The organism is Paenibacillus sp. BIHB 4019, assembly GCF_002741035.1.
Taxonomy (GTDB): domain Bacteria; phylum Bacillota; class Bacilli; order Paenibacillales; family Paenibacillaceae; genus Pristimantibacillus.
This window is the reverse complement of sequence record NZ_CP016808.1, coordinates 3,098,333-3,110,647: the sequence shown is the minus strand read 5'-3', so window position 1 is coordinate 3,110,647 and position 12,315 is coordinate 3,098,333. Positions and strand designations below refer to the sequence as shown.

Annotated in this window: 16 protein-coding genes; all 16 read right to left on the bottom strand. The window is 47.4% G+C overall.

Going from position 1 to position 12,315, the window contains the following annotated elements; translation table 11 throughout:
* Positions 1-13: 13 nt before the first annotated feature.
* The 16 genes from BBD42_RS13265 to BBD42_RS13200 all read right to left on the bottom strand — a co-directional run bounded on the left by BBD42_RS13265 (position 14) and on the right by BBD42_RS13200 (position 12,308).
* Positions 14-661: a hypothetical protein gene (locus tag BBD42_RS13265; RefSeq protein WP_099518527.1), complete on the bottom strand. Its 648-nt coding sequence runs from the start codon at positions 659-661 to the stop codon at positions 14-16.
* A gap of 12 nt (positions 662-673) precedes the next feature.
* A complete protein-coding gene (locus tag BBD42_RS13260; RefSeq protein ID WP_099518526.1) occupies positions 674-2,086 on the bottom strand; it encodes a hypothetical protein in 1,413 nt (470 codons plus the stop codon).
* Complete coding sequence (locus tag BBD42_RS13255; protein ID WP_481855947.1) at positions 2,083-2,646, bottom strand: phage adaptor protein; 564 nt, start codon at positions 2,644-2,646, stop codon at positions 2,083-2,085. Before BBD42_RS13255 ends, BBD42_RS13260 begins: the two co-directional genes overlap by 4 nt.
* A 152-nt stretch (positions 2,647-2,798) precedes the next feature.
* Complete coding sequence (locus tag BBD42_RS13250) at positions 2,799-4,772, bottom strand: right-handed parallel beta-helix repeat-containing protein (RefSeq protein ID WP_099518525.1); 1,974 nt, start codon at positions 4,770-4,772, stop codon at positions 2,799-2,801.
* Between the two features lie 4 nt (positions 4,773-4,776).
* A complete protein-coding gene (locus BBD42_RS13245; RefSeq protein ID WP_099518524.1) occupies positions 4,777-5,379 on the bottom strand; it encodes a phage adaptor protein in 603 nt (200 codons plus the stop codon).
* A 12-nt stretch (positions 5,380-5,391) separates the two neighbouring features.
* Positions 5,392-5,514: a hypothetical protein gene (locus BBD42_RS32560; RefSeq protein ID WP_257790768.1), complete on the bottom strand. Its 123-nt coding sequence runs from the start codon at positions 5,512-5,514 to the stop codon at positions 5,392-5,394.
* Positions 5,515-5,518: 4 nt separating this feature from the next.
* Entirely contained in the window at positions 5,519-6,088 is a 570-nt protein-coding gene (locus BBD42_RS13240) for a hypothetical protein (protein ID WP_099518523.1), read from the bottom strand.
* A gap of 4 nt (positions 6,089-6,092) precedes the next feature.
* Positions 6,093-6,443 carry a hypothetical protein gene (locus BBD42_RS13235; protein ID WP_099518522.1) on the bottom strand — a complete coding sequence of 117 codons (351 nt, stop codon included), beginning with the start codon at positions 6,441-6,443 and terminating at the stop codon, positions 6,093-6,095.
* Between the two features lie 137 nt (positions 6,444-6,580).
* Positions 6,581-6,757, bottom strand: coding sequence for a hypothetical protein (locus tag BBD42_RS31765; RefSeq protein WP_172455486.1), 177 nt, complete (start codon positions 6,755-6,757; stop codon positions 6,581-6,583).
* A gap of 9 nt (positions 6,758-6,766) precedes the next feature.
* A complete protein-coding gene (locus BBD42_RS13230) occupies positions 6,767-7,108 on the bottom strand; it encodes a hypothetical protein (RefSeq protein WP_099518521.1) in 342 nt (113 codons plus the stop codon).
* A gap of 12 nt (positions 7,109-7,120) precedes the next feature.
* Complete coding sequence (locus BBD42_RS13225) at positions 7,121-8,074, bottom strand: phage major capsid protein (protein WP_099518520.1); 954 nt, start codon at positions 8,072-8,074, stop codon at positions 7,121-7,123.
* A gap of 13 nt (positions 8,075-8,087) precedes the next feature.
* Positions 8,088-8,507: a hypothetical protein gene (locus BBD42_RS13220; protein WP_099518519.1), complete on the bottom strand. Its 420-nt coding sequence runs from the start codon at positions 8,505-8,507 to the stop codon at positions 8,088-8,090.
* Positions 8,508-8,518: 11 nt separating this feature from the next.
* Positions 8,519-9,439, bottom strand: coding sequence for a hypothetical protein (locus tag BBD42_RS13215; protein WP_099518518.1), 921 nt, complete (start codon positions 9,437-9,439; stop codon positions 8,519-8,521).
* Between the two features lie 83 nt (positions 9,440-9,522).
* Entirely contained in the window at positions 9,523-11,652 is a 2,130-nt protein-coding gene (locus BBD42_RS13210; protein WP_099518517.1) for a portal protein, read from the bottom strand.
* Between the two features lie 31 nt (positions 11,653-11,683).
* A complete protein-coding gene (locus tag BBD42_RS13205; protein ID WP_099518516.1) occupies positions 11,684-11,926 on the bottom strand; it encodes a hypothetical protein in 243 nt (80 codons plus the stop codon).
* A complete protein-coding gene (locus tag BBD42_RS13200) occupies positions 11,919-12,308 on the bottom strand; it encodes a hypothetical protein (protein ID WP_099518515.1) in 390 nt (129 codons plus the stop codon). The genes BBD42_RS13205 and BBD42_RS13200 overlap by 8 nt, the downstream gene beginning before the upstream one ends.
* Between the last annotated feature and the right edge of the window lie 7 nt (positions 12,309-12,315).

Here is a 12,315-nt window from a genome sequence, read left to right as displayed (position 1 = left end):
ATTAGTGGAATGATTATCCTCCTAAAGCTGTAATTCTGTTTGATAGATTGTCTAACTCTTCTTGCAACGTTGTATCAGTGGCTACATTTAAGAGTTTAGACCAACTATATACAATAGCACCGGGAGTACCTAATCCCCCCAAAACAACGTAACTAGTTTCGGAAACGATGTGTATAACTCCCTCGGATCTGATATAAAACAAACCTTCATCTATGCTTATTTGAGCATTTTGAGAAGGGCTTTTGAATTCTAGACCTGGAGCTGATGTGCCTGGCATATCTGGATTAAAAGCTGTATATTCGGTAGCGCTTTTATATGCAGCGAAAAGATTTCCTGTCGATGACAATTCACATCGCGGAAACGTACCATTTGCAGTAGCAATGTACGAACCAATAATCGTTACTGCTTCAATTAATCCAGCTGTGATATGACCTAAATCGGCGCTAATTGCCGATAACTCATCGACGCTGATATTCTCAGCTTCAATACTTTTAGCACGAATGTTTTTGGCGTCGATATTGCCGTTGACAACGAAATCTACTTGCTTCGCCAGTTCAGCGTAGTGATTCGCTAGTCTAGCGACGTACTCTCTTAAAATGTTGATGTCATCTGTTCTTGGCGGTGCTTGTAGCCTGATCGGAAAACCCGTGACTTGAGCCATCGAAAACCCTCCTTAATATAGCGGCAGTGCGCGCTGATTGCGTGTATATTCGTGAATCTTCACAACGCCCGTCCATTCGGTCTTGATGCGTACATAGTTGGCTAGTGCTATCTTATCGACTGGCACCATAGCGCGCTGCACGCCTGGCGTACCATCGCCCACAATCGTTTTAACGAGCGTCCAGTCACTGTCACCTGATAATGCTTGGGACAGGTAAACGTTGATTGTAGCGCCTACCGCAGCCTCATAGGTCAGGAATAGCTTAAGCCACCGCTGCCGCTGCGCGATGGATGCGTTTGAGAACGCTTTGCTTATGGTATAAGCACTGATTGCTGTGCCGTTATCGGTGGTGCCTCCCAGCTTGAGCACTCGGCCTGATGTGTCTCCGATGTACAAATCGCCCAGCATAAAAACGAAGCAAGTAGCGTTGATGCCGCGCCACACCGTCCACGACCTCACCTCAGCTCGCGTATCGTACACGAGTATAGCCGTGCCCACCTTGAAGTAAATTTTATCTGCATCGGCGCCTACAACACTATTAGTATCCACGGTGATTGGATAGTTTGCGATAATCTCGCTGAAATCTCTATCTGGTATAGTGCCGCCTGTATATTGGTAGATGCCTGATTTGTGGAGCAGCATCATTACGCCATCCTGTGTCGCTACTGCCCTGTTACTGGCTACGCCCGTGTCATCCGTTACCAGCCTGTCGTTAAAGTCGGATGGAAGATTTCCGTATAATTCTACAAGCGAATTCGGAAAACCGATCGTTAGCTTGGATAGGCTGCCTGACAGCATATTGATGTTCTCGCCGCGAGTGGATTCGATATCTTTAACATAGCTGTCCTCGGCTGTACCTGCGAACGTCGTCCATTCGTCTCCTTGATCCAGCGCGCAGGCGTGAAGCTCTTTGCCTACCGCGCACCATAACCGATTGCTGTAGGTTGTAACAAAGTTTGCACCGCTGGGTGCGCCAGATACGGCGATACCCGTTACGCCGTTGAAGCGCCACATGCCTGACTGACCGTTGGTACCGACCAAATTCACCTCATCCCAATTACCTTGGAAATTAGCGAACGACCATGGCGCATCGTTTGCAGCAAATGTAACAACAGCAGCCGACCATGTATTGGACAACGTAAGGACGCGCCATGTGCCATCGTTAAAAGCTGCTACGATACGATTACCACGCCATACGCCTATGCCTGTGCAGCGCGTGCCTACAGGAGTCGCTACAACGGTGTATCCGGGCCTTGTTGATATGGTGGGGTAATCATCGTTGGTCACGTTGGATACGTCCGTAAAATAGTTGTCAGGGATTGCTAGCGAGTCATAGGTATTAACGCCCTTAAAATCCCGAATCGTCTCAGTGGACAGGCCAGCAAGCGGCTGGTACTGAGGTATTGGAGACTTAATCACCCTCATCCCTGCACCGCCTTCTGGTAGTTCTCGGCAGCCGTGTTCCATGCTCCACGATACTGCGCCTCGTAGGTCGCTGCCTTGGCCATATCATCCTGCGTCTGTGCCATCCAAGCAGCCAGCGCAGGGATATACGTCCAGTGGTATTCTTCCGGAGCATCAGGTACCGCCGTAAGCGCTCCGGAAGTGAACGTTGTTGTTGCAATACGGTGATAACGCACAATCCCCTGCAAACCGTTGGTGTACGGCGCAGGGGACAATGTGAGCGTGCTATTATTATCGTCGAAGCTGAATGTATTTTGCAGCGGTGAAATGACATCCGTCTGCAGGTCGAGGTACCTCAGAACGCCAGCCTCTACCAGGTCGATATTCTTGGCCCGAACGTCGGTCGATAGAACATAATCAGCCTGCCCTGATGTACCAGTGAACCTAGCTATTTTGGGGATTTTAACTGTATTGAAGTAATCGGCGTTTATCGAATTGAGTTGAACCACTTTATCCGCCACAGCTAACACGTTTGGTATAAGAATGTCCGCCTCGTTTATGATTTGTTGTAAGGTCAGCATAATCTAACCACCCCTATACTCGCCATGTGAATCAAATCCACACCTTAAGCAATAAAAACCGAATGCGTCACCCATCTCATCACTCAACACTGGCTTATAAATTGTTTTTTTATGACCGAATATCCGGCAATACAGTTTATATATCATCCTCATCATACCGTAACCACCCCCACATCATGCGCCCTATAAGCTCCGCTGTTTATCCAATGGGCAAAGGCTGACGCAGCGCCTGATTGTACGAGGTTAGCTGTTGTATTGGTAGATAGATTGGCTCCAGTAACGATATTACGATTGCTTGTGCCGCTCTCGTACCATCCAAATGAGGCATTGTCGCTTAACTCGACATTTGCGAATAGGTTGTCTGTCGAATTAAAAATAGATACGCCAATACCTGTATTAGTGGACGATTTGAGGTTAGATACCGTCATGCGCTGGCATCCATTAAAAACAATACCGTTTGCGCCGGCCGCAGCTCCTGTAAGCCCCTTAGCGCCAACAACGAATAGGTTTGTTATCTGGGCCACCGTTATGTCTTTTAACACAATAGGATTTCCTAGATTTTGATATGACTCTAAACCATTTACAACTAAGTTCATGACATTTTCGACGTAAATACCATCGCCCATTGTGTTGTCAACTAAGACGCGGGTAAACCATACACTCGCTTTACCGCCTGATGTAGTTCCCTTCATGTACAGTCCGATTTGCGCCGGGTTATATGCTGGCGTTACGCGTGCAGGCACAGGGCCGACCACATCGAATTTTTCGAGCTCCACCCCAACAAAATCTTCGAAAACCGCTCCGATAAAGTTGACTGCCGCCGTATTTAGCGTATGGTCGATTACAAAATCGCGGAAAGTTACAAACCCCCTCGATTTATGCATATAAACCTGAACACCCTTTGTATAGGTGCATACGCAATCGGTGACTTGCAAGTCGACAACGTAATTAGCTGCGCCTGCATCATCTCGTATGGCGCCGTAGCAATTCATAAACTGTATCTTTGATATGCGTCCGTACCAAATCACCCGCGCTGCCGTAACTAATCTAATTGCCATGGAACTAACTGGAGCGCCCGTCATGTCGATTTTAAGATTACTTATCGTATACCCGACAGCCTGCACCAAAAACAGGTATGTCGACGTGCAGCGTATCGTCACTTGGTTGATACCCTCGATATGCGAGCCGTCGAAAAGGAAAATGGCTCCCACAGTAACTTTGTATCCCAAATCAGTGTACGGTAGCACGACTTTGCATTTTGTGTTTAAAGCAGCTTGGATGGATTTTGTTGCATCGGTAACGCCATCCGCAACCGCTCCCCACCATTGGGGATAGACTACATCGTTTTTTATCGATCCGTTAATAGTTCCAGCACCAGCAAATATGCGGCTCATGCTTGCATCGATTGTGCCGTTAATGGTGATTGTCACACCCGTATCGGCAGTCCATACAGCACCATCCGAAAACCACACTGTCACATTTGACGGCACTGTGATATTTGAGGTTAAGCGATAGCTACCTGTGGGCGAGTAAACAATTCCGCCACCAGCAGAAACGGCGGCTTGAATCGCAGTAGTGATTGCCGTCGTATCATCAGCTAATCCACTGCCGACCGCATTATAATCCTTTACGTTGTACACGATGCTGCCTTTTTCCATGTATTGATCTAGGCCGTATTCATCTTTCAGGCGAAATCCACCAACTGCAGTTCGAGTATCTATAATGGTACTGACCAGCCCCGAAACATCTGTTGTGACTTCTGCAATAGTTAAGTAATCCATGTTTACTAAACCAATAGGATGCACAGTATCCCAAGTCCAATCACCATCTTTCGAAAAATCAAGATAGTATGTCGTGCTAGGAATAACCGTTTGAAATATCGCACCATCACGGGCCATGATATCGTCGTTTAGAGAGACTACAATGTCTGTCACATCTAGCATGTCATTTCTAGTGATGTTTGGTGTTGCTATGCCGCCGCTGACTACGTAATACAACAAAAAGTAACCGACATCCTCAAACCTTTTGATCTTTTCGTAGTTCTTATATGTCGATTCAGATTGACCTGCAATTCTATTGCTGGTATTTGTGTTTTTTCCTGCCCACGGATAAGGATCTAAAACCATGGAACTACCACCCTTCCTTTATCACGAAGTGCGCATAACTGCTATTTGCGACCTTGTAATCTCGTTCCCATTGTTTGTACTTGATGTCGTATTGCTCGCTCTCAGCGCCCGTTGTAGCTTCTCTCATTACGCCGTATACCAGCACCATGTCGTAATTCGGATCAAATCCTGTCGGTCCATTCAAATCGCCCGTGCCCAGCGGCGCTCGCACTGGCGTGTGGAAGATTTTCAGTCCCTGCGTGACGTCTGCGCAAGGACTTGGTACTAAACTGATCGTACCGCTCAGAAAATAGTAATACGGTCCATAATCGGACTCATTGAATTGCCTTACTGGGATACGGGTCCAGCAATCGTTTGGAGGAGTGGAATGTAGCCCTTTGACCTCTACCTCCACGACATTACCAGGAGGACACGGCAGCGGGTATTGCGACTGTCCATCCAGCAAGTCCATGGTCGATACAACCGCCTCTGCCTGCTGCTGCGAACCTCCGTAATTACGGATGAGATTATCACGCACGGCAGTGATTTTACGCAAAATGGACTGCACGGACAGCGTATTGTTCGGCAGCTTTTCGATTATTTCGTCTACAACTTCCTGCACCAGCATATTTCCACCGCCTTATAACACGCGAATATCAAACTCTGTTTCTCGTTCTTCTACAAGCTCCCAATTACCATCATATTCCGGACGAAATGGGTCATCATCCGTTCCTGTACCGATCTTTGGCACTGTAATAATCATATGACTACACCTCCACCTTAAAATTATCTAGCCGGCAGCTGCTACCAGCCGATTCCATACCCACGCGAGTGGGTAGCAGAAAAGTTATATCGTTGACGTTGGCCTTAAGCTCACCGTTGTAGTAAGCCATAATGTTCATGCCGTTGAGCACAACACGCAGCACATCTCCATCAGCAGGCGTGACAGTGAATGATGATAGTGATGTAGTCACTCCCAGCAGCCTGCGCTGCAGGAAAACGGTCGTTGAGCTGAGCACGAACCGGTAGTAGTTAGCCGAGTCAAGAAACCTGAACACCAGACCGGACCTATTGACGCGCACAGACAGCGTAACCTCTGCTCTGTAATCGACGATACCCGAATCAATAGTTGCATAGTTTTCGGTTCCTGATGGTGTATATGCTCGTTGCCCCTGTATGCCCCATGTGCCAGTGTGCACCGTCCACGTTTGCCCTGTATCGGCATTACCTAGAGATGAAGCGCTATCTGCTCTGTCGAAACTATCGCTGATTAGCGGGTTGACTGGCGTTACCCCACCTGAATCATTCGCAAAAATAACTGGTATTAATTCGAGCATATAATCACCCCTTGCCAATCAAAACAATTTCACGGTTCGCCCCCACATTGGATGCGCATTTAAGTTTAATAAAACGCAAGGATGATACCGCCTGCAGGAATGCTCCCGTTAGAGAAACGACCCTGTCCGCTCCTCCAACTGGCACAGTTAATAGATTGCCGGCTGAATCATAGACGTCCACAAACGTTCCACTTTCAATATCGGACGCTTGGATTGTTATAGCTCCGCCATCATATCCTGCCGGGATCCTAAAGGATATTAGCGAAGCATTCTTGATGTCTGCATATGAACTTGTAGTATTGGCTCCGCTAGGAACTGCGAGTCTTACGACGCGATAATTCAGGTCCCTGATCATTCAATTTCCCCCTTTCAAGTAACTGCTCAAGTAAATCATTTGTGCGTCTCTGCTCTAATACAAGCGCGTTCAGGGCGTCTAATTCAGTTCTGTACATAAATACCTCCATATAAAAAAAGAGGGGCTAGGATGCCCCTCTACTTCTCTTCCATCAGTCCGTTTTCTTGCAGGATATCGACGAATAAGTTCCAACGCTCCGAACCAGCTCGCTGACTATCTTCCATGTCTTTCGTAATGCGATGCTTTGGCGTGTATGGAGCCTTGCGTTTCGGCTTGGCTCCACCCGTTTCGAACCCTACTCTTTGTTTTTCCATAGGATCACATCACTTCCTAATCACATGAATAGTCCATTCACCCGAAGCCAGATCAATGGTGCCAGCAGTTGGGTTAAAGAACGATATTCTAACGGTGTTCGCAGCTGATACGTACCCGAAATATGTGATACCCTGCGTATCTTGCGGAGGAGGAAATAGAGCCACTCTATCACCTAGAGCAGCTCCTGTTGCCGTGATTCCAGCAGTCAGTGCGCCTGTTACAGTAGCCATCGAAGCAGGGTCTATGGTAACAGAAACGGAAATTAGATTTGTCATATAATCAACGGGAGCTGATCCGAGTTTCTTAATACCAATGGCCTCGGAATGAGTTCCTTTTTTAACTGGTGGCATCCAAAGCCCTCCTTATACTGGGTATTGACCGTAACCCCAAGTCCAGTCGATAGCGCCAAACGAGCAACGTTTCACAACCTTGTACTTCGTAACCTCTGTGTCAAAGTCGGTAATGCTGCCGTTTTCCGCTTTACGACGGTTAAACCATTTTTGAGCGTTCATCATGCGCGTTTTATCAGCTGCTACCCATGCTTTGCGGTTGGTGAAGAATGGGTTTACAACAACTGTAATGTCCCCTTCATAAATGTTGATGTTGTGATCAGCAGATCCTGGCTCATATCCTTGGCCCTTGCCCGGAATACCCGCAATCTGGAAAGCTGCGCGTGCATTGTATGGAGCAACAAACAGCATGTTAGGCACAACAGCCAGAAGATTTCCCCGATCATCCTTCCACTCTTGCATGGCGACCGCCGTTGCATCCCAAGCATCAATGGATAACTCAGTAGTGCCTTTGTTCGACTGAACATCCACTGCGTTTGTAGGGCTATACGGGTGATCTGTAGCGAACAAAGCTTTTCCGTCAGGCAATTGAGCATTGTACGTGCGACCGCGATAATCTAGAGCAGTCGTCGTCTTGTCACCATTGATAAACCATTGCGCCCCCTGCATTTGTTCCGTTTTCCATACGGCATCAGCCAGCCCGCGGATGCGGTCACGGATTGCTGTAAGCTTCAAATCATCAACAAGGTCCCGGTCAATCTCGCGACCAAGAGAGTATTTTTTATGCGTGAAATACTTCTGCCACAATTCATCAATATCAGCATAGAAAACCTGATTGTTCGACATGCCCCACTCTTCCATGAGGCCCTCGCCGCCGATCATTTCGATGCTTTCAGTGTCTTTGCTGGAGCTTTGGACATCAAACATCAAAGGAATGAAGTCCTTTTTATTCTCCATTTCACGAATGTAAAGCTCTCGAAAAACAGGCTCGAGCACATTGCGATTCCATTGCAGTTTCGTTTGCATCTATATTTCCCCCTTATCCGAACACGCGTTTTTTGACTTTAACGCGGCACGTTGCTTTATTTGTGTTGATTTCGAGCACAGAAAATGGTCCGCCAGTGATATCGGAAGCTAGTACAGACAGGCCATTTACAGCAATGTCCGCAGTTTCAACGCCAACAATAAAGCCAACATCTGGCGTTCCAGTATAAGGAGCATCGAACCAGTCCCCTTCGCGGGCAATAACCACTTCAAGCGCTTGATTGGTGCCGGCCGCCAACGTTTGATTAGCAAAACCAGCAAGGTTTGCTCCATTTGTAGCTGCTGTCCATCTACCTGCAGCAAGTTTTACCGCTTGCCCCTGTGCAAAAGCCTCTGAATTCGTCGCCAGAATGTGACTTACTCGGCGTTCAGGCGCTCCATAATCGTTAAATGCAAACTTAAATCCCTGTGGCATTTGTCATGACCTCACTTTTTAACGTATTTTTTAGCTGCTTTCGGATCTAATCCAAACAAAGAAAAAGCCGTGCTGAGTTCCGTAGGCACTTCTGCCTCGGGTTCCCCGCTCGACTGTATTTCGACCTGGGCGCGCAACCCTAGCCGTTGATCTTTAATTGCTTTCTGTTCAGCTTGCTTTCTCGTTTGCGCTGTAATGGTATTGCGATGAGCTAGTTCATAGGCATCTTTCGGGTCATATCCACGCTCGATACGATCGGACATGTCAGGAGTTAGCCAATCAGGAGCAACACCGTCTTCGGGAACGACTAAATCAGGGTATGCAGTAAACAGTTCCCCCCACTTAGCAATCTCCGCTTGCTGTGCTACTTGCAGTGACCGTTCTTCATCTGCCCTCTGACGCTCTGCAATGGCCTTATTAGCCTCTTGCAGTAATGGGTGAGCATCGAGGAAGGCATCGAGTTTTTCAGGGTCAATACCCGCATATTCGGCTTCCTCACGTAGCTGATCGTGCAAATCCTTGAATTGATCTTGTTGCCGTTGCTTGGCCTGTTGCTCAAGCTGGTCAAGGTTAGCGAGATAGTCCTCAGTCTTGTCAAACCCGTTGAGTTTGGCTGCTCGTTCGAGACTCTTTTCAAGCTCAGTCTTCTTGCTGCGCTCCTTGTCCAAGGCTAGAGCCTTTTGCACATATTCAGGAAGCTTATCGTCGCTTATGTCAACTTCGATTTCTTCCTTGTTGTGCTTAACCTTAATGGTTTTAGCTGCTGGCGCTTCCTCTATGGCAGGAGGTTCGCTCATTTCAGCTTGTTCGTTTTCTGGCGCTGCTGCTTCGGATGGCGTATCCAATCCAAAAGCAGAGAATGCGTCCGATATAGCGGTTTGGTGATCGTCTTGCTGTTCGGTTACGGTTTGGCTGCCGGATTCCTCACTCATGGGTATTGCCTCCTTATCGAATGCCCTATGGCTGGGGCTAGGGGTAAGTAAATTAAAAGGGCATTAGCGTCTCAGCCAATGCCCTACGTTCTATTGTTTTGCGCTTGTGCTATTTGCATCACGTTCCCAAATTGAGTTTGCTGCTGTGCTTGAGCCATTTTATCTGAATTAAGAGCATAATCGCCTTCCGCTCGCATGCGCTCTGTTTGCGCTTTGTATTGGTCCGTCTCGATCTTAGCGGCGTCTGTCTGCTGCTTCACAGCGTCAACCTGACCAAGTTGTTTCTGCATCTGTTGAAGTTGCTGGCTCAGCTGCTCGATCTGTTGCTGCTGCTGATCCATCTGCTGCTTAATTTGTGCCTCTGTATTCATGCGCTCGTCGATGATAGAGAATGGCTCCATGCGCCCATTCTCGACCGTATACTGCACGGCCTTGGCATCAATCATTGGCAATCCCGTCATTGGATTGATCATATTAAAAAGGTTGAACGCCGTTTGGATGTAATACTCACGATCCGTAGGCTTTTCAACTCCGATTTTGACGTTTATGTCAAACTTAGGTACGTATTCCTCTTGCACCTGTATAGTCGATTCCTCACCAGTTTCAGCGTTCTGTATCGATGCTTCTGCCGGCATGGTGCTGATCATGCTGTCACGACTAAACTTCACGGATTTACCCGTCACACGCGCTATACGCTCAGTCGTGTAAAACTGGGCCATGTTGTAGATATACTGCTCGAAAACCTCGCTCAGTGCATCCTCGATAAGCTCAGTAGCTACGATGAGTCGGTTGTTAGCTGCCGATATCAACGCCTTTGCTTGTTCGCCTGATTTAACATTGGCATTTGCCTGACCATTTGCCGAATCAAATTGACCGGGTATCTTTTGCAGCATTTCTTTGTAATACTCTAGCAGGTTAAATATTGTGTTAGGAACATTGACTCCTTGCATTTCCTTGATCCGGTTGAGGTCTTCAACCTCGATCATGTAGCCACTTTCAGCACGCTGCTGTCGAAACTTTTCTGGCCGCTGTATCGCTCCAGTCTCATACATAACTCCCGAAGTTCCTTGTTTAGCCATTGTTTCAACGGAAAGCTCAGCAAACTTATTGAGCATGATCTGAGGTTTGATCATATCCCGCATATAACCCTTGCCCCATGGGTTATCCTCATCAGGGAAAAGCGTGCGAGCTACGATTGGAAAGCAACCATGGTCATAAACGTAGGACTTGTGCTCCAAGAACACGCCGCCAGAAGTGATGTACAGGCAGTGTATGCCGTTCATTTTCCCTTCTGATTTGGCTATTGCCTCAGCAGGGTCTTTGCCCTCCATAAGCCTATCCTGCGCCATTTCAGTGAACATATCCTTATCTTCCTTGGTCATGAGCTTCGGTTTGCCACGGTACCAGTATTCGATTAAACCAGCCGTCTGAATGTCACTCGTGCCATCTCCAGCGGTACGGTCTGCATTGAAGTTACGCGTCGAGTATTCGTCCTGGTCGTAAATGTACACGTCATCCTGGTCTTGGTCAGGTTGTACCTTGCGACCCTGTTTAGGCCAACGCTGCTTGAAATACTCCATTGTCTTGCGGAAATGGAACATGTGAGCTGCGCCTTTTTGCATATCGATGAAATCCCTTATGCGCGGATCAGGGAAGAATGTTCCCAAATCAACAGGGATGATGTCGTTTTGACCGATGTACCGATACATGCCAGATCCGCCTTCAATCGTTGGATCGTAAGGCGTCTTATAGATTAGCGGCCCGTGTATGACCATGCGCCGCACAGCTCGTATATGTTTCTGTTGGAACCTGATGCACTTCAATTCATGCGGCATGAATGTAGTGAGCTCCTGCGCCTTCTGCTCGTCGTTCTGTTCCTGCGGCTCAAACTCTGGATAAGGCATCCACGAACAAAGCTTTGCTGTAATGCTCTCCACTTGGCTCCAAGCTATGTTGTCCACGCTGTTCGGTCTCCGCTTAGTCACTTCTTCCGGACGCAGCCCGAACCAGTGATCACCGCGGTAGAATCGCTGCTCCTGACGCCAGATAGGCTCATGACGCTGCCGCTCGCTCTTGAAATACTGGTAGTCATTAACCGCCATGCCAACAAGCTTTTGCTGCTCTGGCGTATTGATAGGCTCTTTCTCAGCCGTATCCGATGCTCCGAATATACCCGCGAACTTTTCTTTCGCCTTATCAATTATCGCTGCCACTCACTCACCCCCTAAATAAAAATAAGGCGCATCACTGCACCTCATCTGTCTCAATACTTGGATCATCGTAATAACTTAACGGTTTGCGCTGCGGCTGATTATCTCGATCTGCATGCCGCTCAAATCGCTTGTACTCCGAATAATCCTTGGACATTAACTTGTCTGTCAGCGCGTTTATGGTGCGCTGCTGGGCGATTATGATCTTGTATGAGATAAAGCTGATGACAGACATGCAGAACATAGCGCTAGACGTTAGGAATATGATGTTACTCATGGTTCATCACCGATCTTTGCTTTATCGATTCAAGATGACGAAATTGCTTCTCAGTAATACAGAGTTCAGGATTACCGAACTGCAATCTTGTCCTCATTGAATAACCTTCAATTTCTCCATCGCTATCTAAGATGGATACAAGATTAGTCATCAACCTTACGTATACTACTTGACCATCTCTTTCCGAAATTAATTTCTTTATTTTTTTGAAGTGGGCCTCAATTAGCTCAGCACTTCCTACCCCTTCACCCGGAAACATCTCGATAAATTCAGCATCCTCTGTTTTACTTCTAACGCTAACATCATCGCAACCCAAAGACTCACCACTTACTGTTGTTCTAGGGTATTTTCCTAACCATTCATGCAGTTCGCTTAATTTCATAACTTCC